At 53.9% G+C, this 23,060-nt stretch carries 17 protein-coding genes; 7 read left to right on the top strand and 10 right to left on the bottom strand.

The genetic code is table 11. The features are described from left to right. Nucleotides 1-32: 32 nt before the first annotated feature. The 5 genes from MTX78_RS19005 (at nt 33) to MTX78_RS18985 (ending at nt 7,581) form a co-directional block, all read left to right on the top strand. Entirely contained in the window at nt 33-4,148 is a 4,116-nt protein-coding gene (locus MTX78_RS19005) for an RHS repeat-associated core domain-containing protein (RefSeq protein WP_243797464.1), read from the top strand. Further along, complete coding sequence (locus tag MTX78_RS19000) at nt 4,145-4,576, top strand: hypothetical protein (RefSeq protein ID WP_243797463.1); 432 nt, start codon at nt 4,145-4,147, stop codon at nt 4,574-4,576. Before MTX78_RS19005 ends, MTX78_RS19000 begins: the two co-directional genes overlap by 4 nt. Nucleotides 4,577-5,481: 905 nt before the next feature. Beyond that, entirely contained in the window at nt 5,482-5,670 is a 189-nt protein-coding gene (locus MTX78_RS18995; RefSeq protein ID WP_243797461.1) for an RHS repeat-associated core domain-containing protein, read from the top strand. A gap of 541 nt (nt 5,671-6,211) precedes the next feature. Continuing rightward, the gene (locus MTX78_RS18990) at nt 6,212-6,589 is read left to right on the top strand and encodes a hypothetical protein (protein WP_243797460.1); all 378 of its coding nucleotides are present in this window, start codon (nt 6,212-6,214) and stop codon (nt 6,587-6,589) included. Between the two features lie 500 nt (nt 6,590-7,089). Further along, nucleotides 7,090-7,581, top strand: a complete 492-nt coding sequence (locus tag MTX78_RS18985; protein ID WP_243797458.1) for an SMI1/KNR4 family protein — start codon at nt 7,090-7,092, stop codon at nt 7,579-7,581. A 355-nt stretch (nt 7,582-7,936) separates the two neighbouring features. Here the strand turns inward: MTX78_RS18985 and tssD are convergent, their stop codons facing one another. The 3 genes from tssD to MTX78_RS18970 form a co-directional block, all read right to left on the bottom strand. Further along, the gene (tssD, locus tag MTX78_RS18980) at nt 7,937-8,338 is read right to left on the bottom strand and encodes a type VI secretion system tube protein TssD (RefSeq protein ID WP_243797457.1); all 402 of its coding nucleotides are present in this window, start codon (nt 8,336-8,338) and stop codon (nt 7,937-7,939) included. A 99-nt stretch (nt 8,339-8,437) separates the two neighbouring features. Then, a complete protein-coding gene (locus tag MTX78_RS18975; RefSeq protein ID WP_243797455.1) occupies nt 8,438-9,811 on the bottom strand; it encodes a DUF5458 family protein in 1,374 nt (457 codons plus the stop codon). 63 nt (nt 9,812-9,874) lie between these two features. Continuing rightward, a complete protein-coding gene (locus MTX78_RS18970) occupies nt 9,875-10,315 on the bottom strand; it encodes a hypothetical protein (RefSeq protein ID WP_243797453.1) in 441 nt (146 codons plus the stop codon). Between the two features lie 327 nt (nt 10,316-10,642). Between MTX78_RS18970 and MTX78_RS18965 the strand changes: the two genes are divergently transcribed. Next, nucleotides 10,643-13,201, top strand: coding sequence for an ATP-dependent Clp protease ATP-binding subunit (locus tag MTX78_RS18965; RefSeq protein WP_243797451.1), 2,559 nt, complete (start codon nt 10,643-10,645; stop codon nt 13,199-13,201). 83 nt (nt 13,202-13,284) lie between these two features. Here MTX78_RS18965 and MTX78_RS18960 read toward each other — a convergent pair whose 3' ends face one another. The 5 genes from MTX78_RS18960 to MTX78_RS18940 all read right to left on the bottom strand — a co-directional run bounded on the left by MTX78_RS18960 (nt 13,285) and on the right by MTX78_RS18940 (nt 18,773). Beyond that, nucleotides 13,285-15,126, bottom strand: coding sequence for a type VI secretion system baseplate subunit TssF (locus MTX78_RS18960; protein ID WP_243797450.1), 1,842 nt, complete (start codon nt 15,124-15,126; stop codon nt 13,285-13,287). Nucleotides 15,127-15,255: 129 nt separating this feature from the next. Beyond that, the gene (locus tag MTX78_RS18955; RefSeq protein ID WP_243797448.1) at nt 15,256-15,705 is read right to left on the bottom strand and encodes a GPW/gp25 family protein; all 450 of its coding nucleotides are present in this window, start codon (nt 15,703-15,705) and stop codon (nt 15,256-15,258) included. A 26-nt stretch (nt 15,706-15,731) separates the two neighbouring features. Continuing rightward, on the bottom strand, nt 15,732-16,640 hold the full coding sequence (locus tag MTX78_RS18950) for a hypothetical protein (protein ID WP_243797446.1): 909 nt from the start codon (nt 16,638-16,640) through the stop codon (nt 15,732-15,734). A 33-nt stretch (nt 16,641-16,673) separates the two neighbouring features. Continuing rightward, nucleotides 16,674-17,852: a hypothetical protein gene (locus MTX78_RS18945; RefSeq protein ID WP_243797445.1), complete on the bottom strand. Its 1,179-nt coding sequence runs from the start codon at nt 17,850-17,852 to the stop codon at nt 16,674-16,676. Between the two features lie 81 nt (nt 17,853-17,933). After that, nucleotides 17,934-18,773, bottom strand: a complete 840-nt coding sequence (locus MTX78_RS18940) for a TssN family type VI secretion system protein (RefSeq protein WP_243797443.1) — start codon at nt 18,771-18,773, stop codon at nt 17,934-17,936. Nucleotides 18,774-18,964: 191 nt separating this feature from the next. On the opposite strand from MTX78_RS18940, the gene MTX78_RS18935 reads away from it, so the two are divergent. Continuing rightward, nucleotides 18,965-20,005: a type VI secretion system baseplate subunit TssG gene (locus tag MTX78_RS18935; protein WP_243797441.1), complete on the top strand. Its 1,041-nt coding sequence runs from the start codon at nt 18,965-18,967 to the stop codon at nt 20,003-20,005. A gap of 74 nt (nt 20,006-20,079) precedes the next feature. Here MTX78_RS18935 and MTX78_RS18930 read toward each other — a convergent pair whose 3' ends face one another. Together MTX78_RS18930 and MTX78_RS18925 are read right to left on the bottom strand one after the other, a co-directional pair. After that, a complete protein-coding gene (locus MTX78_RS18930; protein ID WP_243797439.1) occupies nt 20,080-20,712 on the bottom strand; it encodes a response regulator in 633 nt (210 codons plus the stop codon). Nucleotides 20,713-20,850: 138 nt separating this feature from the next. Beyond that, nucleotides 20,851-22,794 (bottom strand): sensor histidine kinase, encoded by a 1,944-nt coding sequence (locus MTX78_RS18925; RefSeq protein WP_243797438.1) that lies wholly within the window; start codon nt 22,792-22,794, stop codon nt 20,851-20,853. Between the last annotated feature and the right edge of the window lie 266 nt (nt 22,795-23,060).

The raw sequence follows: 23,060 nt of genomic DNA, 5'->3' as shown, positions 1-23,060 counted from the left end.
TTTCTGCTTAGCAACGCTTATTATTTACCCCTATGGCTACTGGTGATAAATATGTAATGGACGGGGCGTTTCTCTCCTGTGATAAGGGCGTGATACCTACGCGCTTCATGGTGACGCCCAAGCCCGTGTTACTCTACGACGCACAGATTGCCAACGAGGCCGACCGCATTCCGCTGACTAATATTCTGCCCTTCGGCGTCTGCCAAGTCACCCGTACCCCCTGCGTGCCTGCTCCCATCATGTGGGACCGGGTAGCGGATACGGGCATTACTACGCTCGGCGCCCGCCCGCTGCTCGATACCAGTAAATGCATGTGTGGCGTCGGCGGTAAAATTAACATCCACCTTAATAAAGCTGATGCCAATGCTGCCGTAGCCTTGGATCAGCAGATGGATAAAATTGATGAAGCTGCGGAGGCCGCTGAAGAGGCTTCCGACTGGGCTTTTTGGGGCGGCTTGGCCATGGGCATTGGTGGGGCACTACTCGTCGCCACGGGCGTAGGTGCCCCGCTAGGAGCGGCCATGATTACCGGCGCGGGCTACTTGATGACCACCAGCACGGTGCTGGCCACGGGCGCGGCTGTCGCCAAAGGCGTTACCAAGTTTGCCCGCGACCCGAGTAAGGAAGTGGGGCTGGCCATTGTAGGCGAAGTAGCGTTTGAAGCGGCCAAAAACTTCGTGATGCAGAAGCTCGGCGGCAAGCTTATTGGTAAGCTGGCTAACTCGGGCTTAGCGAAGCGAGCCATGAATTCGCCTTTTGCCAAAAAGATGGGGTCTAGGTTTGACGCCTTGAAGCGCAATGGCAACCCATTTAGTAAGAAGACATGTGTCAATGACCCAGTGGATGTAGCTACCGGCAACGTTGTCAGCTTGGCCACTGACTTTGAATTGGCTGGCCCATTGCCTCTGGAATGGAGCCGTATGTGGTACGCTACTTCCGCTCACACCGGGGCTTTGGGCAACGGTTGGCATCATGCCTACGATACAGAGCTCTTTGCCGACGACGAGTTGCTACTGCTACGCTTGGGCGACGGCCGTTACACGGGCGCCGAGGCATTGAGTTCAGGCGAGTCCGTATTTATCAGATCTGAAAAGCTTACCATTCGGCGGGAAAACAGCGGCAATTATAGCCTTGCTGACGGCCAGGGCCTTATCCACCACTTAGCCTACATCGAGGCCACCGATTCCTATAAGCTGGCTCGACTGGAAAGTCCAGTTAACCGCGCCGTCATTGAATTCGACTATTCGATGCAGGGCTTCTTAAGGGGAATTCGAGATAGTGCCGGCCGCTTGCTGACTGTAGAACATGACGACCAAGGGCGCATCGTGGCTATTCAGGCACCGCATCCGACCGAGCCGCGTGGTTTGGTATATCTCGTGCGCTACACCTATGACCGTAAAGGCCGGCTCACGCGGGTAACCGATGCGCTGAACCAGGCGTGGCAGTACACCTACGCGGGGGGGCTGCTGACACAGTGTACTTACAAAAACGGGGTTACATTCAATTACGAGTACGAAGGAGAGGAAACGTCGGCGCGTTGCGTACATGTGTGGGGCAACGAGGGGTTCTATGCCGACCGGCTGACCTACAATTTGGACGCCCACCAGACGATTGCTACCAATTCCGTAGGTGCTCACTGGGTGTATGAGTACGACCCCGAGTCGGGACTGGTAACCCGTCTGTTCGACGGTCGGGGTGGCTTGACGGTAACAGAGTACAATGAATACAGCGAATTAATCAGCGAAACCGATCCGCTCGGTAATGAGACCCGCTACGAGTACGATGAGCGTGGTAACTGCATATTGACTGAGTTGCCCGATGGGGCGCAACTACTGCGGGTGTACGATGCGCAGAGCCGGTTGATCCAGCTTACCGATGCGGTAGGCGGCCAGTGGCAATGGAGCTACACTGATGACGGCTACTTAGCCCAGCGCACCGACCCAATGGGTCGGGCAATGCAGTACACGTATACCAACGGCCGTTTGCACACCATTACGGATCAGGTCAGTGGCCGAACAACGACGCTAACTTATGATGCTGCCGGTAACCTATTAGAAGTTCAAACTGCTGATGGCCAGCGCAGCAGGTGGCTTTACGACCAGTGGGGGCGCGTGCATAAAAGCAGTGATCCGCGCGGCAACGTGCAGTGGCGCGAGTATGATTTGCTCAACCGCGTCACGACCGTGCATGAGCCTGATGGTAACGTACGCCACTTCCGCTACGATTCCCTCGGTAACGTCACGCACGCCCAGGACCGTCATCATACCGTACAGTATGCCTATCGGGGCTTGACCTGCCTGATTCGGCGCGCGGAAGCGGGTACGGCGGTGGAATTCCTCTACGATTCGGAGGGCCGATTGCGGGCAGTAGTAAACGAGCATGGGCTGACTTACCGCTTCGAACTCGATGCGGAGGGCGACGTGGTGAGCGAAGCCGGGTTTGATGGACTCACGCGACACTACCAGCGCGATGTGGGGGGGCGTGTGGCCGAACTTACTATGCCCACTGGCCAGCGCACCCGCTATAGCTACGACCGAGCCGGGCGCGTACTAGAAGTCCTCTACGGCGACGGCAGCAGCGAGAACTATCTCTACCGTGCTGACGGGGCGCTACTTGAAGCTACTAATGCAACCGCCACTGTACAATTTGAGCGCGACCTACTAGGAGCAATTTTACAGGAGCAGCAGGGTGAATATACTGTTACGAGTGATTACGATATCTTCGGCAACCGGACTAGTCTGACATCTTCCTTAGGGGCCGAAGTTCGCTATAGTCACGATGCCAGTGGGAGCGTTGAGCAGATCAAAGCCGGTAGTTGGCAAGCCCTATTTGAGCGGGATCCGCAAGGTCTGGAATTGCAACGCACGCTCAGCGGAGGGGTGCGCACGAGATGGAAGCGCGACACGCTAGGCCGCCCGGTGGAGCAACGCATTCGGGCAAAGGTAGGACAGCCCGAGCGAGTGCGTCATTACGGCTGGCAAGCCGGCGACCGGCTTACACAGATTGAAGACAGCCAACATGGGCTCACCCGCTTCGAGCATGATGCCTTCGGCAACCTGGCCGCTACCCACTTCGGCGACGGCCGGCACGAGCTGCGCCTGCCTGATGCGGTGGGCAACTTGTTCACTACCCCACAACGCCAGGATCGGCGCTATGGGCCGGCTGGGCAGCTGCTCGAAGCCAACGGCACGCGCTACAGCTACGATACAGCGGGCAACCTGAGCCAGAAGATAACGGCCCACGGCGACGAATGGCGCTATGCCTGGCTGCCGGCCGGCCACTTGGCCGAGGTCGTGCGACCAGATGGCGACGTAGTGCGCTTCACCTACGACGCCTTAGGCCGACGGGTAAGCAAGTTGTATAGGGGTAAGGTCACGCGCTGGGTTTGGGATGGCCACAAGCCGCTACACGAATGGACGAGCCTCGAAGTCGACGCTGATGACGCAGCTGAGGTCATCACTTGGCTGTTTGAAGAAGAGGACTTCGCCCCGGTCGGCAAGTTGCAGGGGCAAGCAGCCTATAGTGTGGTCACGGACCATCTGGGCACGCCCTTACAGCTGCATGATGGGCAAGGTCAAGTCGTTTGGTCAGCGGAGCTTAGCAGCTATGGGCAGCGACGTGCTCAGACCGGGCCCACCACCAACTGCCCCTTCCGCTACCAGGGCCAATATGAAGATGTGGAAACGGGCCTCTACTACAACCGCTTCCGCTACTATGACCCTGAAAGTGGTAATTATATTAGCCAGGATCCTATTAGGATCTTTGGAGGAGCTTCTTTGTATGCATATGTTCCAGATCCTACGAGTTGGCTTGATGAATGGGGATTAGCTTGTACCCGTCAGAAGCCAAGGCTTGATAATGGTAATACAAAAGAAGGATGGCAACACATTGATGAGCGTCACATAACTGGAAATAGTCCCAAAGGCCCTGGTGACCTATTTGCACCCGGGACAAGCAGGCAACAAATTCAGAAAGGTGCTAATAAGGTAGTAGCTAAAGGTAAAAGGGTGTCAGATCCAAACAAACAAATACAGACATTTGAAAAGAAAATAGTTATTAATGGGCGAAAAGATCTTGTTAGAGTAGTAACAGACTCTCACGATGGCAACCGAATCATTTCAATGTTTCCTGTAATTACTGGTCCATGATAAAATTTAAATTCAGTATTTCATTGATAGATGATGAAATATCCGCTTTTGAACAGGGTGACATGGAAATTCACCAAAACGATAGCGTTATATCATCTTGTAATAAAGTGCCAGATCAATCTATGATGATTTTTGTATCATTATCCGACCTCCTCGATTCTGTATACAAAGTCATTTTAGGTGGACACAACAAAATTAAATTTATTGGAACCGATTCTTCTTTTTCTATTGATATTGGAAAGGAGGGTAAGCTATTGTATATAGGAAATGCAGAAGTAAAAATGTTTGTTAATCATAAAGAATTAGCAAGTAGTTTATATAATGAAGCTTACGCTTTCTATATGCTGTATCGAAAAAAGCTTGAAGAGAATAGCTATTTCGATTTAAGGGATAGTCTGTCTAATTTTAAATCTAATTGTTTGAATTAACTAGACTTTGCTTGTGGTTTTGACTCGTATATCATGCTATTTTTTGTCTGGAAGTGGTGCTCTGGGGTAGTAGTAAATTATCAATAGTGCTAGTTGTTATAAGCAACAATTAGAGTATAGCGGCCACCTCTGTTATATCACATGCGCGCTGTTTTACGCAAATGGCATAGTTAATATCATAATGGATAGCATAATTTGTGACGTTTGTGCGAAACGAGGTGATGCGTTGATGCAGACTGATAAGGTAAAAGTTGTTTATAGAAATGGTTCGCCTTACACAACTTTCCCAGTGATAAAATGAAAAAAAGTTAACATTCACTACATCAGCAGATTGTTTGATCCTTTGTTCTCCTTGTCTGATCAAGACATAGATAATTTAAGCCACCTCGATCCTAACAAGGAGTCTGAAACCAAATTGTTCTTTGAAGTGAACATTCTTGCTAATTTTAAGCGGTATGGTCCCAAAAGTAATGAGATGGTTAGAAATACATTATCCTATATCATAGGCACAAAAGGCAGTAAGTATAGTTTCCAATATATTTTTCTATATGGGAATATTCTTATGGAAGCGCCTAATAGTATTGTACTATTTCTAACTTGGCTTTAGGAATCGCTATTTTCAGATGATAAAATAGAAGAGTGCAATAACGATGATTTTGTTATTAACAATGATTATAACGCCCCAAATTCAGTTTATATACGGTAAACATAATATTGAATGCCTACTACAGTCGCTGCGTGTAAATTCATGAATTTACACGCAGCGACTGTAGTAGGCTATATTTAAGATGCTTGTTAATAATTACTGTACTATATATTTTATATTGCTATAAATACCTAAGTACTCCTTTTTAATTGCTGACGGGCAGGGGCAAATTGCCTGGACGGCAGAACTCAACAGCTACGTGCAACGACGCGCTCAGGTGGAGCCCACTACTGCCTGTCCTTTCCGCTACCAAGGCCAGTATGAGGACACCGAAACCGGCCTCTACTATAACCGCTTCCGCTACTATGACCCCGAAAGTGGTGGCTATATCTCCCAAGACACTACGAGCTTGGCTCGAGGTTCGGCCTTTATGTGCCTACGTGCCTAGTCCGCACAAAAAGGTTGATATCCTCGGCCTGAGGGAGTGTGGGGCCACGCACAGAGGCAACCCTTGGAATGACTTCTAAAAGGAAACCAAGGGACAGGTCCCTAATAGGGCCGAAAGCCTAGCTGAATACAAGCGCCTGCAGGCCGACACTAGCCCTTGGCCCAAAGATTAACTATACGCCAACGCTTGAAACCTTGAAGGCAGGCAAAAAAACGCGTATTCGCATGGCCATGTCGAAGGGCCAGCCAGCCACGCGACCCGGTGGGTTTAGCACTACCGATAAGATTCCAGATGTGCAGTTTGTACAAGATAAGCTTGCCGTTCGCTCAGACTGGAAAGAAAGCGTGGACTACGTCTAGGAGTATGAGGTTATTAAGGATGTTCCCATCTTCCGCGGCCCAATTGGGCCGTAGCTCGGCCCCAAGGCCGGTACTTACCTCCCCGGTAGCGCCCGCCATCAAATCGAGCTACGCGTGCTCCTAGCCGACCGCATGAATCATCTGAAGCCTGTATGCTGACCTAAAAAGATTAAGTAGCAACCATGATTACCAAATTTAAAGTTAGCAAGGACCACCAGACCGTTTCGTGGCAGGCGGCGGGACAACCTGTCGAACTGCACTTTCAGTACCCAGTCGAAGCCAATTACGTCAAGCACCTGAACCAAGTGATTGTCCAGTCAGATATTCGGGAAAGCGGGCAGCAAAACCTGGCCCTGTATGTGGAAGACGGATCAGTGAAAGTGCGCCCGCCGATGCCCAAGTTGGAGCACGAAGTAACAGGAGTGTATGCGGTCTGGTTTGTGCCGGGCGAGGACAATGTCACGACTATTCTGCTCACCGATGAATACAAGCCCTATGATACCGCGTGTACGTTTGATCTGAGAACCGGTACACTCTCTGATCTTCATGCCACCAAGTAGGCCAGCTAAGGCTAGCTAAAAAGCAGGTTATTGTGGCTGATTGTGATTGGATCTTTCTTGCTATGTGCATGGAGAATCACTACCAGAAAATAGCCCCGCGTCTGTCCATCTTTTTCCTAGACTTTTTGCCGCTATACAAAGCTGGTCATATTCCCTGTGGGTGGGAAGGGCCCGTTCAGGAAGAGTACACAGGTAAGCCAATCGATAAAACAGTCGGCATCCTGCTAGTGTATTAAGCTCTGGTACCCTTCACCTACGACGTGTTAGCCTTTTCGGCATAGCCAAGTTACAGCTGGGTCTGAGGGTGGCAATCAGCCTTTGTAGGAGTGGCAGGAATTGGATGTGAACCCAAGCAGCGAGCTGTGCAAGACTCAATGACGTAACTCTTTTGAAGAAGGGAGCTTTGCGCCCATGGCCGAGCTTACAGCTTAAGGCGGCTACAGCATTCTGAATGCCTACCTAAACGCAGTGTTTGAGCTATAAATTCATATTTAAATACTATGGAAACCTTAGAGGATCTTATTGCTACTATAGCTAACACCAGTGACTGTGTTGTTGCGAAAAGAACGCCCCCTTTATTATTTCAAACAGAATACAACCTCCCGAAAGACTTACAATACTATTTGGAAAACTACAGTTATATCAAGCTATTTGAAACGGCAGAATATCCGTTGAAAATTGTTGGATTTGATAATTTCCAAAGAGCCAACCCAATCATAGCAGGGGAAGAAATAAAAGATGACATCAGTTATAATTGGTTTGTAATTGCTACTGATGGAAAAGCACAGTATGTAACAATAGACTTAGCAAAGGAGCGCCTAGGTAAATGCTATGACAGTTTCTGGGACAGACACGGAATTGTCGGAGAACAGCCCCTTATAGCTAGCTCATTTATAGAGTTATTGACAGCTCTTTTCGCTAACAAAGGGGAGTACCCTTATTGGCTGAAAGATGATTACCAGTCACTAGGTGATGCATATGATAACCAGTAAATAGTAAGTGCAGAGTGTCTACATTTATTTGACGCAGGTGCTAGCAAACAATTAGGTATGAATTTGATACATAATAAGTGATGCATTAGGTGTAAGAAAGGAGTGTGCCCTACACAAGCGGACGACATCAGAGGTAGATTAGACCAAAACGGAAAATGTGAGTTATTACGTGCTCGTTAAAGGAAAAAAGCTTGATTCTCTCAACTAAGTGATAGAGCTAATTGCACGCCAAAATTGATAACTACGGCTAGCGCATCACCAGCAGAAAAACTTATGCCCATGCGGTATCTATAATTACTGAATCACAAAAAAGCCCCGACAACATGTGTTGCCGGGGCTTTTTAAATTTAGCTAGTTATACCCAGCGGTTATCGAGGGTCGAACCGTTGGCGTTGATTTTGTTTGCCGAAATAGTTAGGCTCAACGTCATAGACGTGTTGGTGTCAGCACCGCGAGCATCGAAGTGCTCGGCGTAGCTTACGCAATATGCCTCTTCGAAAGAAATCTCCTTCAAAGTCGAATCTTGGTCGATGCGCTTAAAGGTGATTTTGCCGCTCTCGCGCTTGTAAGGGTCCAGCATCCAGCCTACCAGGGCCGAGCTATCAGTAGAAACAATAGTCACTTTAATAGTACCGCCTTGCACCTTAGACGATGGACGACCTTTGTCGTCAATGGCTTGGTCGAAGGAGTAGCTGCAGCTTACTACTTCGCAGTCACCGCTGCCAGCGGCATTGAAAAACGCACTAAATGAGGCCATAATACAAATGGGTTAGGGTTAAAAAATGGGTGATTGAAAAGAATTACTTTACTACAGGCTATTCACTTCATTCAGCATGTCTGCTCTGCATTTCCCCAACTATTGCTGTTTATACTCTGCGTTCCAGTCGCGGCCCGGTGCATCCGGGTCATCGCCTTTGGTACCATCCAGCGAAACCAAGAAAGTCTTGGCTGGGAAGTAAGGCACCATGTGAATGTCCAGCAGGATCCGGTCTTTTTGGTTTGGGTCGCGCTCAAACCGTTTGATCGAGAATTTCTCGATCAGCTTGCTTGGGCCGGCAATGCCATCCAGGAACCGTACGATCTGGCTTTGAATGTCCATCCGCATGTTGTGGTCCCAGTTTTCGAAGGCCCGGCGGTTTAGGAAGTCAATCAGAACCTTGGTTACATAATCAAAGACGCGCACGACAGAATAAGTCTGCAGGCCAATGTTGTCGCCGTTGAAAAGCGTTTTGGCGGAAAAGGCCATAACGCGGCCGTATTCATTCACCATGGGTACCAAGCCTAGCTTTTCCAGGTTGGCAATTTCGCTTTTGCGCAAGGGAAAGCGTACGCCGTCTACCTCGTTCAACGTGCCGTGTTTGCGCCCGGCCGTGACTTGTGAGGCAAGCGTGCTATAAATCCGGCCGGCTAGCGCGGAGGAAGGCGGCACAAATAAATCCTCTTCTTCACCAAGCTCTTCCAACTTGCCCCGGCCAACCAGCCAGTTGCACGCCATAATAACGTTGGACTTGTGGGCATCGCCGCCGGCTAGGTTGGCTTCCTCGAACAATTCGATAACATCGTCGGGCGTATCGTAGTGTTCGAAGTCCGTGACCATCATCACTTTGTTCTTGTGCGCGATTTTAGCCCATTTGTCAAGCACCTTGTTGGAACCCAAGTAGCCAGGCACTACCAACAGTGAATAGTTGTCGCGCAGGTCAAGACGGTCAAAGTTCTGCTCTAGCTCGCTGGATACAGCATCAATAAAGGTGGTATTGTCCAGGTCCTGTAGCTGATCTTTGTCTGCGTTCAGGATGGAAATGTTCTTCACCTGATCCTGGTCGGTATTGCGGTAGAAAAGCGCCACTGAGCGGTACGACTGCTCGATGTCGTGCGTAGCCTCAATAGCTTTTTTGAGATTATCAGTGAGCTGGTTGATGGACGATTCCACTTGCTGCTCACACTGCTGCACGGCGTCGGCGACGGTGTCGGCTTTGCTGAGCATTTCGTGCCACAGGGCCAAGCGCTTCTTCAGTTGCTGACGGTCTTCTTTCTTGCTGTCTTCAGTGAGAAAGATTTTTTTGCGGGCCTTCTTTTCTGGGTTCAGGTTGGAGGCACCATCGATGGTCGTTTCCAAAAGGTCGAAACCGCCGAATTTAGCAAGCGTTTGGGTGTTCTGTTCAAGGCCGGGGGCGTGTTCCCGTTCGCGGGAATTAGCCGCTGCGGCAGCATTCTGTTGTTCAATTGCCATAGAGGAGCGCTCTATCTATTACGATGCGAGAAATATCAAAACAAGGATAGGGAAAAGCAAGCGCTACTCCAGCTCACTGATCATGGCCTGAATGGCTGCCAGAAAAGCAGCTTTCGTTTCGGGCGTGTCTAGGGCCGACTTCAAAATCTTGTTGGATTTCAGTTGCCGCAACAGCTTCTGCAAATCGTCGGCCTGGGTGTTTAAATCCTGCAGAAAATCACTCTGGTTGATGATACCCTTCTTGCCAAAATCGCCAAGCGACTGAAAGCTCAGCTTCTCCGGGATGATAGTGCCGTCTTCTTTTTCAAACTCAACCTCCACTTGGGGCTTGAAGTGAGCAAAAACGGCTTCTGGCGTGCGCAGGCCTTCTACCACCTGAGCGCGCACAGGCGCATCGGCGGTCAGTTTCTGAACCAGTAGCGTGCGGTTGAGGGGGATATCAGAAATGGACTCTTGGGCGTTATCGAGTTTACGCTCCTGTCCACCAATTCCGTAGTTATACATAAGAAGAACGCCTAAGCTTAAAGACCTAAAAATTAATCTGTGCCTATATACGGGTCACGGAGTAGTAAGGTACGTCAAATTTTGAAACCAACTAAGATAAATCAGAAGTTATTCATTACTTAATATAAGCAACTTAGCATATTACAGGCACTTACAGAAGCGAGTTATAGCTGTGCTAGAGCCCAATATAGCGTCGCTTTTGATATTGGCCTATCTTACCCACGGGTAGTTCCTGCCACTAGGAGCCCCTAAGCGGTTGAGTGCGAAAGGAGCGTCCTGAGCACGTGCTATTGGCCTATCGAATTCCGTTTTTCTATTTCCCTTTCTATGGCTTACACCGACGAGTTGAAACGCGTTTTGCACATTGCGCAAGCAGTGGCCCATGAGTACCGGCATGAGTATTACGCGGCGCCCCACTTACTCACAGCGCTACTGCACAACGAAATAGGGCTGGCCTCTTGGTTGGCAGTGGAACTAGGCAAAGATGTGCACTATCTGCGTGAATGGGCCGAGGTGCGGCTGGAAAGCTTGCCGAAAGCTACCCGCCCCCCCGAAATGCCCGCCGCCGACAAGGATATGAAGGCGTTGCTGGAAGTGGCCGACCTAGTGGCGCTGCAACTGTCTAAAGAACTAACCGATCCGCTGTGCGCCCTGGCAGCGGTACTGCGGCCGGGCTTGGCGTACACGCCCGAGCAGTTGAAGTCGTTGCCGCTCACCCAACGGGAGATAATGGAAGCTGCCGAGCCCGACGTGATGCAGCCCGTAGCCGTCGGGGCCGACGGCCAGGAATCTACCCCGCTTACAGATCGGGCCGCGGCGGGTAAGGCTGGCGCACTGGCTACGTATTGCGTCAACAAGACCATGCAGGCCGAAGCGGGCAAGCTGGATCCTATTGTAGGGCGCGACCGGGAAACGCGGCAAATGGCGGAAATTCTGGGCCGGCGCACCAAGCCCAACGTGTTGCTGGTTGGCGAGCCGGGCGTAGGCAAATCGGCGTTGGTGGAAGGCTTTGCACAGCAGATTGTGCTGAAAAAGGTGCCGGGCCATTTGCAGCAGGTGGTACTGTTCGAACTGGACCTCGGCACACTGGTGGCGGGGGCCTCCTACAAGGGCGAGGTAGAGGACCGCATCAAGAGCGTGCTCAGCGAAATCAAGCAGTACAACCGCGCCATTCTTTTCATCGACGAAATTCATGTGTTGCTCGACCCCAAGGGTTCGGCTGGGGCTGGTATTGCGCAGCTGCTGAAACCAGAGCTGGCCCGGGGCGAAATCACCGTTATTGGGGCTACCACCAACGACGAATACCGCCAGTACATTGAAGCCGACGAGGCCTTTAACCGCCGTTTCGAGGTGTTGCGAGTGGAAGAGCCCAGTGTGGTGGTGGCGGAGCGGATGGTGGAAAGCGTGCTGCCGTACTATGCTGCGCACCACGGCCTGCAAGTAGGAGAGGGGACCGTAGGCGAAGCGGTACGGCTAGCCAAACGCTACCTCAAAGACCGGCAACTGCCTGATTCCGCCATTGACCTGGTAGACCGTACGATGGCCGCCATCCGAATGCTAGACGAACACGCGGGTGCCGAACTGTTGCAACTACAGCAGGACTTCGGGGCCTTGGAAGCTCGCAAGCCTGAGTTACCTGATGCCGACTACCTAAAAGAACTGCGCTGGTTTCTGTACCAGGTGCAAAACCAAGTCAGCCACCTCTGGCTGAACCAGCTCGACCAAGAGCAGCAGCCCGAAACGCTGGAAACAGCTGAGGCGCTGGAAAATTACATTCGGGAACTGCTGGCGGCAGTAGTAGGCCTGTCGGGCACCAAAAAGGAGAGCGTAGAGCGGGCCGATATTGCCGCCGTCGTGTCGGGCAAAACGGGCATTCCGCTGGGCAAGCTCCAAAGCAACGAGCGGGACAAGCTGCTGAACATGGACCAAACCCTGCAGCAGCGCGTGGTGGGGCAGAACCACGCCGTGAAGGCGCTGTGCGAAGCTATTCTGGAGTCGCGCTCCGGCCTCACCAAAGCCGGCCAGCCCATCGGCTCCTTTTTTTTGCTGGGCCCCACTGGTACCGGCAAAACCGAACTGGCAAAGTCCCTGGCCGACTTCTTGTTCAATGATGAGTCTTTCCTGATTCGCTTCGATATGTCGGAGTTCAAGGAAGAGCACTCGGCAGCGCTGCTCTACGGCGCGCCTCCCGGCTACGTGGGCTACGAAGAAGGCGGCATGCTCGTCAATAAGATCCGGGAAAAGCCGTATTCAGTGGTGTTGTTCGATGAAATCGAGAAGGCTCATAGCTCGGTGTTCGACATCTTCCTGCAAATCCTCGATGAAGGCCGGCTACATGACCGCCTCGGGCGGGAAGGCGACTTCTCGAATGCTGTTATCCTGTTCACATCCAACATCGGCAGCGAGCAAATCATTGAAAGTTTCGGAGCCGGCCAGATTCCAGCAACCAACGTGCTGATGGAGTCGATGAGCCGCCATTTTCGGCCCGAGTTTCTGGCTCGCCTCACCGAGATAGTGCCTTTCGCGCCTATTTCCGAAGAAAACGTAGTGCAGATTTTCGACATCCACTTGCGGCCGTTACAGGAGCAGCTGCGTCGACAAGGCATAACGCTGGACCTCTCCGATGCCGCCCGAACACACCTGGCGCTGACGGGCTTTACCCCGCGCTACGGTGCTCGGCCCATCAAAGGTGTAATCCGGCAGCAACTGCGGCGGCCTATTTCGCGGATGATTATTGCTGGGGAAGCCAGCAAAGGCACCATTATTTCTTTGGATAAAGCCCCCGAGGCCGAAGAGCTGACTTGGCAGGTGCAGGCCTCCGAAGAAACGCCGGAAAGCGTAGTAGAGGAAACGCCTGCTGCGGCCATTGCGTCGGCTGGCTCGTAGGCGGTTCCCCATCAGGGTTCCACGAACAGCAAAAGGGGCTTTCCAGGTAGTGGAAAGCCCCTTTTGCTGTGTTGTGCCTGAGTTTAGTTTGTTGCGACGCTTACCTCGTAGGGCAGATTCATGGCGGACTGGCTGGCTAATAGCACTTGCAGCTCTTGGGCTGTGCGTTGCCATTCGGGGGCAGACAGCCGACTGCCCAACGCGGGCGTGAGCTGTACCCGAATGCAGCGGACAAACCCCGCCGTAGGGGTGGTGCCGTTACGAAAGCCTTTCTCGATACGCACTTGCCCAAGCTGGTTGCCTAGCTCGGCCCAACACGCCGCCCGAATGTCTTCCACCGTCACGATGCGGTTGCGGCTAAGCAGGTTTTTGCGCAGCGCGTGTACTCGTTCTTCGGGCCGGGGCCGCTCTCGGCCGCCGGTGGTAGTGGTAAGCAACTGCACCCTATCAAGGTAGTGCCCATCGTAAACTTGCAGGTTGGAACCCGTGGGGAGTCGGTTGCCCCCTTCTCCGTCGCTCGACCAGTATTCCAGATACACGCTGTCGTTGGGATCGTGCGGCCGTAGCATCACGTAGGGGGCCGGGTCACTGGCGAGTTCCGAGTTGGCTTGGGCGAGGCGTTCTTCCAGGCGAGCTAGGTTCTGGTTTAGCTCGCGTAGCGTATTGGATACGAAATCGGTGCCAGTGGCTGTGAAAGCTCGGCTTTCGTCGCGCAATAGCTCTAGCAACTCCAGCAGGGCCTCTTTGCCCGAACGGGCGTCGAAGCGGCCGGCGCCGTAGCGCAGAGTGTACGTATCGGTTGCGCCTTCCTGCAAGCTGCTGAGCGTAGTGGAGCGGAATATCACATTGCGCAAGCTGTACACCTCTCGGATTGCCAGAAACGCCTCCTCCGACTGCAAAGGGAAGATGTTGAGCGCGGGTTGGAGCCGAAATAGCTGTTTGTTGAGCCGCCGGTTGAGCACCGGAAAGCAGTTGAGGCCGCAGGCAATGGTGTTCAACGCTTCAGGCGGCAGCGCATGAGAAAAGCGCACCTCCAACCAAACCAGCGGCTGCGTGAAAGTTTGCATCACTTCCGCTGAGAAGCGCGGTGCTAACGTCGCCGGAAACGTTTCGCGCATGTAGAATTGCAGCTCTGCATCTGGAGCCCCCAGCAAGCGCACAAACCCAGGCGCGTAGAAGTTGCGCACATGCTGCTCTACCCGTTGCAGGAAGTCGTATTCCTGGTGGAGTAAAGGCGTTGCGTCGTGGAGGCTGGCATCTAGGCCTTGCGCAACGGGTAGCACCAGCTCGCCTAACCGCCAGGTTTCCCCAGGCAGGAAGGAAAAATAGGCTTCGCGGCGGGGCTCGTTCAGCCAATCGAAATAAAAGGTTAGGTCCGCCAGCGACTCTATATCGGGGTGCAGTTCCAAGCCAATCCAAAGGCGACGATGCTCCGCCGGGGCTGTCTGGCTGGCAACGGCCGTCAGGCGTTTCTGAGCGGCGGTTTCCACGCGCCACACCTGGCTGTCGGTGGCTAAGTAGCGCACGGCCCCTTCGGTGAGGCGAGTGGCTTGCAAAGGTGAGAAGAACATGGCCGGGCCCGCCGCTGCCCGGCCCGCTGCTGGTCGCTGAAAAGCAAACTGTGCATCGGCAGGCAGGTGCAGAATAGGTTCGCGCGGTTGGGCCTGCGCCACGGCGTGGGCTGGATGGGGCGCGTCTACTACGTCGGGGTTGAGCAAGCCCGCTAAGCGCTCTACTAGTCGGTACTGCGTATTGTTGATTTCTTGGCCTATCTTCTCTAGCTCCACTGCGCAGGCTTCCAGTAGCATTTGCACCAGCGGGTCGAAGCCATCCATATCGGCCTCACTGTAGCCCCACATTTCGGCGGCCTTCTGGGTGAGGCGGCTTTTAATGCCTGCTTTAGTGAAATCTTCAGATGCCTGCATAGGTATAGAACTGGGTATATGAGAGGGTAGAGGGGAGAAGGGCGTGTTCGGCTAGTATAAGTAGTTGAAGACTGGCCGTAAGCCCAGACAAAAGCCTATTCTGTTACTTTTTTGGGCTCGGAGCTGTGGTTACACCACGGCGAGGGGCGCCACAAATAGGCTGGCTCGAAAGGCAAACGGCTCGTTGGTACGGTGCAGCACGGCCCGGACCGTTACTTCCAGCCGCTTACGAATTCGCTGATTCACGCCTTTCATTTCGAAGTCCTCGATGCTGATTACCACTTTCACCTGCTCTAGCCGAGGCTCTCGCTCCGTAATGCTTAGCTCCACTGACCGTTGCACGTTGTCTTTCCAGCGCATAGTGGTCATGACCTCGAAATCCTGCTGCCATACCACGCAGCCAAAGCCCGGATCAAAGCGCGACTCCCCGAAGTGAGTGGTAAGCATCAAATACAAGTGCTGCGCAATAGACTCCTGCACCGAGCAGCGGGCCAGCGGCCGACGCTGAAGCAACTCCTCGAAGTTCAGCGGCAAACGGTAGTACTCCTGGCTCATCGAAAACTGATTTGTTGACTTCAACTGAAGAGAAGGAAGCGCCGCTAGCACTAGTTGTTGAACAATCCTCGTCTGCGGCCTAACTCCTTGTCGATGGAATCAATCATTTTTTCCACGCTGCCTTTCATGGACTCCGAAGTCGAGTTAGGGTTTTGCAGAATGGCTACAAAGCCCTTGCGCGACTGTTCTAGCATTTCCTTGCGCTGCTCTTTGCCTAGGCCTGAAGCGCGCAAGCGTAGGCAGTCCGCTTTCTCGAAGCTCACTTGGTCGTTGAGCAAGGCCACTTCATTGAGGCTTTCCTGCAAGCGGCGCTGCAGGTCGGCATTGCGGGCATTGGTGGCACTGTTGCCACCACCACCGCCTCCTCCGCCACCCCCGCCGCCACTAGCTACCGGAGCTGGGCGGTTGGCGGCAGCAGCTTGGTACGTGGCCAGCAATTGCTTGGTTTGGGCTAGCTCGGCGGCCATTTGTTCTCGCCCCGATACATCGATGCCCCGCCTGTCGAGCGACTCACGCAGGAAGTCCACCGTGCTGCGGTTGCTGCGGAACAGGTCGAAGTCGCGCAGCACGTTGTGGGCAAGGCGCTTGTTGGTGACGAATTGCATTTGCGTGGAGTCGCGGCGTAATTCGCTGAGCGTTACGGCAATGGCGTTCAAGTAGTCCTGGGTGCGCTTTTTCAGGTCGCCGATAACTAAGTCGTTGCTTTCGGTGCGTAGCTGGCGGTCAGTTAGCTCGATGCGTTGCAGGTGGCCCGTGAGCGTATCAAGTTGGGCAAGCAGCTTTTGCTGCTCGTCGCGGGTGCGTTGCAGTTCAAGTTTCAGCTTCTGATTTTCAGCGGTGGCAGTACCGTCGGAGAACAGGAAATAGGAGGCTACCAGCGGTAGCGCCAGCGCCAGAAGATAGAAGAGCGAAAATTTCCACAGGCGCGTGGTGCGTTCAACGTGGTTGAGGGGCTTCATGCAGGCGGGAGAGGTAACGAGCGAAAAACGAACTTAAAATGGATTCCACCGCGTAACGGGCTTTTCTGGGGCAGCTGCTGGCTCCACCGGATTCTCATTGATGAAGGTTTTCCAGCCTTCCTTGTTTTTGCCGATGTACTCGAGCTGGGTTAGCTGACGAAACACATTGGCCACCAACTGCCATAGCGCATACTGCTGCTCTAAATGCTCGTGTACTCGGTGATGGTCGTAGCGCATAGTCACGGCCCCGCTCAGGGCGTTGAGCAGCGTGGCGGGCAGCGTTTCCGACCATTGCTCGAAATACTTTAACAACTCTTCCCGCTCGGCTTCGGTGAGGCAATCGAGGGCGGTTTTCACTTGCTTGGCTACGCGCAGCAGCGTATCGAGTAAGTGGATGGGCGGCTGCTCGGCGGCGCTTAGGTGCAGGCTAGTAATGTGCTGCGCCAAGGCAAACACAGTGCGCTCCGCCAGAAACTGCACTTGCTCGCTCAGGTGGCTTTTCTTGTCGGGCCGCAGCTTCACCTTATGAATGATTTTGAAGGCGTCCGTCTCGATTTCCTGCAGTATATGCTCCACCTGGTGCAGCCACTTCAGCAGCGCCGGGTGGCTGGTAAGCGACGTGCTAGGCGGAATAAACTGCGCCACGGGCCGCAAAGCGCCATCGGCATATAGCAATTCGCCTACCACCAAATGGAACGAGCTGACGGCAGTGGTATTTACTTGCTGGGTAGGTACTACGCTCAGCTTGTACTCCGGGAGCGTGTAAGGGTGGCGGGGTGGCACTTCCTCAGGGGCCGGCTGGCCCATGGGCACCCGCACGTACGGATTCACGGATACGACCACACTGAAGCGCAGTTGCTCGGTAGCTGCCGGTAAATTAAACTCTTTTAGAAGCTGCGCCAGGCTGGTGCGCAAAGTAAGCGGCGTGCTGCCACCCGTTATTTCGATGCGGGCACCGCCCGCCGTAATAGCCCGGCAATAGCTGAGCCGAGCCTGCACGCCCTGCTGCTGGTCGACGCTCAGCTGCAACTCAAACGAGGAAAGGCCGTGCGGGTCGGTGGGCAACAGCCCGTAGCGGTGGCCACTGAGGCCAACCGCGGTGGCATCACGCAGATGTTCGGTGGTGAATTGTTCAAGCTCGGTGAAATGCCGACGGGAGATTTTCATCCCATCAACCCAATTCACAGGATAATGCTTGATTTCGGGTAGCATATAAACAGATAGAAGAAAAGCGAGAAAGACTATTTGGCTTGGCAAATTAGCAAGTGCCTCGCAGCAACGCGACACTAGGGGCTAACGAACCATCCGACGGGCAACAATGATGTCACCTTGCTTGATAAAGTTGTTGCGGAAACTATAGTCCGGATTGATGTAGCGGCGAGGTTTCCACCAGCGCTGCTTGGCGTAGAATATCCAGCCATAGGGCTGGCCCTGCTCGTCGAGGTACTGGAGCGCCTGCTCGGGTTTCAACACATTGTAGTCGGTGAGGAAAATCTGAAACAGGTCGCTGAAAAGCATTTCGTGCGGCGCCTTCGTGGAGAAGTCGTGGTAGAGCGACTCGCCGAAGCGGCGCGACATCCAGAAGTGCACCACCATGAAATTGCTGAGGTCCATGCGGGCCAGGTCGGGGCCGGGCGAGTTGGGCTGATAATACCAGAGCTGGTATTGCTTGTGCGGAATTTGACGCCACGCGCGGTAAGCCTCATAAAAAAAGTACGGAATAACAACCGGCAACGTAGCCATGATGAAGGCCGAAGGCGCCGTACGCCCTTCCAGCGCCGGCAGCCATACCAGCAACGACACGCCCAGGGCACCGGCCATCCAACTCAGCACCGTCATCACGGTGCCGTGCATCCAATCGTCGGGGTTGAACCAGGCCAGCCACCGCTGTTGCGTGTAGAGGTGCAGGCAGCCCAAGAGCAGCGCAGCCACTTGCATAAGCAGAAAGGTGAGCTTGTATGCCAGCGGGCTGTAAACGGCCCCCACGCCCAGCAAGCCGAACAGCAAGAGGCTGCTAAGCAAATACAGAAACACGCTTACAAACGTCGGACTCTGTTGCAGGCTAGAGCGGGCGTTCGAGAATATATTGCTTACTGCGCTGCGCGCGTGCGATTCCGGATTAGGAGTCAGCATAGTTGAAGCTAGCTTAATCAGTCTTTCTATATTAATGAAAAAAACAAAGACACAGGGTAGCATCCTAGTTGAAGCCATACAAGAAGTAAAGCGCAGAACGCTTTGCTTTACCTACTTTAGGACCGACGGGTTGTTGGCGTTGATTTTAAACATTCCGTCATTTGATTGTAAGTTGTCAGAAAAAAGATAGTATGCCAAACCCAAGCGCATATGGACGCTTATTCGGGACAGTGCCAGCTACTCCGGCGGCCCCCGTTAAGTACCTCGCCGCCAATGGCCCCCGGTTGTTGCTCGACAAGCTGCGGCGCCAATCCCTGGACTTGCGCCTGGAGGTAGTGCTAGCCGATTTATTGGCCTATGGCTACCAATTCGACGATTTCATTGTTCGGCCCGTTAGTTTGTTTGCTCGTCGTTACCGCCGCGACATCGGCGACGTAAAGGAAGAGGAAACCGAACAGTGGCGAACCTTGAAAACTGCCATTGAGGTGCACCGCGAGGGCCTGTATGATGCCTTGCCTCAGCAGCTTTTCCATCATCCCGGCGACCCCACACCCCAGCAAGGAGTGCGGGCCATGATTGAAGATATTCAGGCTCAGCGCCGCCGCGAAAAGGCTTCTCGGCGCTTCTTTCTGCCTTTCGAGCAAGAGCTCTACCGCTTCCGGGTGCTGCTAGAGCAAGAGGAGCGGCGGTACATGACCAACCTGTCGGCAGAGTGGTACAACGAAGTGCTGGCCCGTTTTTGGGAACTAGCCGGCCAACTGCCCCCCAAACAGGTAACCACACTATTGTACTTGCTGCCTTTAGCGCACCGCATTGTTGGTGATTTGCCTCGTACGCAGCAGGTCTTTGAAAGCGTATTGGAAGTGCCCGTGCACTTACAAACCGTGGCCCCGCTACAGTTTCCCGCCGAGGCTATTGAGCTGGCCGATGGAGCATCCGGCGCCATATTGGGGCAGGGCGAGCTTGGCCGCGACCTGGTGTTGAGTGGCGCGTACCAGGAAACCCTACCGGCCCTGGAAGTTAGCTTGCTTTCCTTGTCAACGGCCGAGCTGGAAGTATATCTGGCTCCCGGTACGTGGCAGGCGCGCGCACTAGACTTGTTGTGCCGATACTTTATTTCCTTTGAAACCGACGTGGTGTTCCGCTACGAAGTGGCACCTGGCACCCAATCGTTCGTGCTATCAGACGAAGGCGAAACGGCTGTGCTGGGCTATACTACGTCCGGCCTGTAGGCCGGCTCGGCGCAACGGTTTCCTTGGCGCTTGCTTAGCGTACTCTGTTGTGCATCCTGCCTGCTGGCACCATATCAGGACAGGCCGTGCTCATGCGCAAACTGCACGAGCGCGGCCACGTTGTGCAGCTTGAGCTTGTGCATGATGTTGCGGCGGTGGGTGCTCACCGTAAATTCCGACAAGGAAAGCCGGTCGGCCATTTCGCGGGTGGTTAGGCCGGCGCGCACCAGCCCAACAATTTCTCGTTCCCGAGGGGAAAGATGGTGCAATGGCGGAAGTACGCCATCGAGCGGTTGCGCCACCGACTGCCACACCTGCGGAAACATGCGCTTCCCGGCGTGCACCACCCGAATAGCCGTCAGCAACTCGGCCGCATCAGCTGATTTCGGCACGAAGCCGCTGGCCCCGGCCGCTTCCAGGTTTTTCATTAGCTCGGGAGTGGCTGCCGTACTAAACACCAGCACGCGCAGGCTAGGCCATTGGCGTCGCAGCAACGGAAGCAAGGTCAGACCATCGGGGGGGGGTAAGTGTAGGTCGAGGAGGAGTACGTCGGCTGGTGCCTCACTTGCCGCGTGTAACCATGCCAATAGCGCATTGCCAGAACCAAATTGCCCTAGCACGCGCAAATCTGACTGCTCAGCCAGCAGCCGAGCCAGGCTCTGCGTCAGCATCAAGTGGTCATCTAGAATCAGTAAACGGCACGGCATAGGAAAGGTGGAGGTAGAGGTTCTTGAATAGGCAAACGGGTTGGGGCAGGGGGCACAGGGCCAATACACCAAATTCAGCAGGAAATAGCTGTTGCCCAACTCAACAGGTACTGCGCACACGTAAAAAAATGTGGTGCGTCAACAGGGCAGCCGGACCATAATGCAGGAGCCCTTTTCTGTGCTGTCAATATGGACTTGCCCGTGCAAGTACTCGGCTCGGGCATAGACGCCGCGCAGGCCAATGCCTGGGCCTGTAGCCGTAGGGTTGAACCCGCTGCCATTGTCTTCCACCATGATTTCCAATGCCGCAGGAAGCCGTAGCAGCTGCACTTGAACCTCAGTGGCGTGAGAGTGGCGCACGGCATTGTTCAGCAACTCGGCCGCAATGCGGTAAGCAGCTAATTGAAGAGGCTGGGGCAGCTGTTCAAGGCCAGCATCACAATAGGTGCGCACGGTGGGGCTGCCGTAGAGGTTGAGCAGTTCGGCTAGGGCGGCTATAGATTCGGTTAGGCTGCCGAGGCCGGGCTCAGCAGGCAGCACCGCGTGGCTGAAAGTGCGTACTTCGTCGCGCAGGTGGCGCAGCAGCAGTTCGGTGTGGCGGCCAGCGGCAGCGGCTTCCGGGGAGCTAGATATGGCCTGCTGCACTGCCTGACCCTGCCAAGCCAGATGCAAGGCCGCCAGGTTGGGGCCCAGGGCATCGTGCAGCTCGCGGGCTAGCCGCTCTCTTTCTTCTTCCTGCGCTGCAATGAGCCGGGCTCCCAAGGCATTGCGCTGCCGCAACTGCTTGATGCGTAGCTGCGCGTTCTGCCGAAGCGTGTACCGAAAGCGTCCGGTCAGGAGCGCACTCAGTACCAAGAGCTCGAGAAATAGTCCCCATGCCAAAGGATTAGGGTAGATGGGGTTGAAGCTGGTCAGCCCCATGTGATTCAGCCAGAACACGGCAGCCCCAACGAAAAAGAAAAGGTAGGTGAGGGTGTAGTAGAAGCCTAAGCGGCGGCGGCGCCAGGACAGCATCACGGCAATAAGCGTCACCCAGCCGTAGGCGAACAAGCTAACGAGCAGCAGCTCGCGGATGCTGTTCAAGATCAACACCACCGACATGCTGTAGCGCACTGCCCAGGGCAGCAGGGTTGCGTACACCCCCACAAACACCACTGCTACGCCCGCCAGCCAGTTGCCGAGCCGGTACAGCCGCCGCCACCCACTGCGCAGCCGCAGAAACAGTTGCATGATGCGTATGCCAGCAGCGGCAGCCAAGAGCATGAAGTTGAATTGCCCCACCGACCAAATCAGTTTGTACAGCGCCGCCGGTAGCAGCATAGCATCCAAACTGTCTTCCATCATCAGAAATAGGGTCACGCACACCACGTAGGCCACGTACCACGTGTGAATTTGGTCGCGCAGGAAGGCGAAAAGCACCAGGTTGAACAAGGCGCTGCTCAAGTAAAACCCAAGCAGCCACACCCAATGACGTTCGAAGGGAAAGTTCATCTCCCAAGACAGAAAGTGCTCGGCCGTTTCGATGTAGGTAGGCAAATACAGCGCCCCGGAATACAACTCGATGCGCAGATACAACACTGCCGACTCATTGGGTTCTAGGGTGAAAGGAAAGCTCACCGACCGGGCCGGGAACTCTCGTTCGGAGGCAGGGGTCCAAGAACTGGCTGTGCCTAACGCAGTGAAGGTGGTTTCGCCCTGCCGACGGCAGTACAGCGTGGCGCTATCAACGAAGTTGAAGATGCTCCACAGGTAGCGCAAGCGCTGTAGTTCGGTGTTGCGCACCGCTAGCCGCATCCACACCCGTTCGTGTAGCATGCCGAGGTTCAGCGGTTGGTGCCAGGGGCCGGGCCGAAACTTGCCGGCCCGCCATTGTGCCTCCACTTGCTCCGGGTTGGGAGCCGCCGCAAAGGGTTCAGTATAATAGCGGTAGGCCTCTGAAATGTGAACCCCTTTCGGATTCTTGAGCAAAAGCGTGTCCTGCAACACCTGCGCCTCTATTGGGGCTGCTTGCGTTGTGTGCTCACACAGAATACATATAATTATAAACCAAGCATATACAGCGTAGCTCAACTTATGTATCATATATGTGAAATATTCTGCATTTAATCTGCATAATACAAAACATTAGTTGGTTAGTAATATTTTGTCAGTGTTTATACGTATAAATATTTATAAAATCGTGTTACCACAACGCACCTTCGGTTGTAGCAAAGTAATTGACAGTCAATCCGCTATAGACTGTGTTGTTGCCGAGCAATCTGGGGTGTTACGTTTCTGATACACCAGGTTGATGAGCGTAGCATGAAGCTGAGGTGCGCAGCAGGGACTTGCTGGGCTGGTATGGCCCG

The sequence above is a fragment of the Hymenobacter tibetensis genome, assembly GCF_022827545.1.
GTDB classification, from domain to species: Bacteria; Bacteroidota; Bacteroidia; order Cytophagales; family Hymenobacteraceae; genus Hymenobacter; species Hymenobacter tibetensis.
The sequence above is the reverse complement of the archived record's forward strand: the minus strand, read 5'-3'. Positions and strand labels throughout refer to the sequence as shown.

Excerpts from the sequence above, each read along its gene's own strand:
- MTX78_RS19005 (WP_243797464.1), top strand. The coding sequence starts at position 33 with ATGGCTACTGGTGATAAATATGTAATGGACGGGGCGTTTCTCTCCTGT.
- MTX78_RS18975 (WP_243797455.1), bottom strand. The coding sequence starts at position 9,811 with ATGGCAATTGAACAACAGAATGCTGCCGCAGCGGCTAATTCCCGCGAA.
- MTX78_RS18960 (WP_243797450.1), bottom strand. The coding sequence starts at position 15,126 with ATGCAGGCATCTGAAGATTTCACTAAAGCAGGCATTAAAAGCCGCCTC.
- MTX78_RS18985 (WP_243797458.1), top strand. The coding sequence starts at position 7,090 with ATGGAAACCTTAGAGGATCTTATTGCTACTATAGCTAACACCAGTGAC.
- MTX78_RS18970 (WP_243797453.1), bottom strand. The coding sequence starts at position 10,315 with ATGTATAACTACGGAATTGGTGGACAGGAGCGTAAACTCGATAACGCC.
- MTX78_RS18925 (WP_243797438.1), bottom strand. The coding sequence starts at position 22,794 with ATGATACATAAGTTGAGCTACGCTGTATATGCTTGGTTTATAATTATA.
- tssD (WP_243797457.1), bottom strand. The coding sequence starts at position 8,338 with ATGGCCTCATTTAGTGCGTTTTTCAATGCCGCTGGCAGCGGTGACTGC.
- MTX78_RS19000 (WP_243797463.1), top strand. The coding sequence starts at position 4,145 with ATGATAAAATTTAAATTCAGTATTTCATTGATAGATGATGAAATATCC.
- MTX78_RS18965 (WP_243797451.1), top strand. The coding sequence starts at position 10,643 with ATGGCTTACACCGACGAGTTGAAACGCGTTTTGCACATTGCGCAAGCA.
- MTX78_RS18940 (WP_243797443.1), bottom strand. The coding sequence starts at position 18,773 with ATGCTGACTCCTAATCCGGAATCGCACGCGCGCAGCGCAGTAAGCAAT.
- MTX78_RS18945 (WP_243797445.1), bottom strand. The coding sequence starts at position 17,852 with ATGCTACCCGAAATCAAGCATTATCCTGTGAATTGGGTTGATGGGATG.
- MTX78_RS18990 (WP_243797460.1), top strand. The coding sequence starts at position 6,212 with ATGATTACCAAATTTAAAGTTAGCAAGGACCACCAGACCGTTTCGTGG.
- MTX78_RS18930 (WP_243797439.1), bottom strand. The coding sequence starts at position 20,712 with ATGCCGTGCCGTTTACTGATTCTAGATGACCACTTGATGCTGACGCAG.
- MTX78_RS18950 (WP_243797446.1), bottom strand. The coding sequence starts at position 16,640 with ATGAAGCCCCTCAACCACGTTGAACGCACCACGCGCCTGTGGAAATTT.
- MTX78_RS18935 (WP_243797441.1), top strand. The coding sequence starts at position 18,965 with ATGCCAAACCCAAGCGCATATGGACGCTTATTCGGGACAGTGCCAGCT.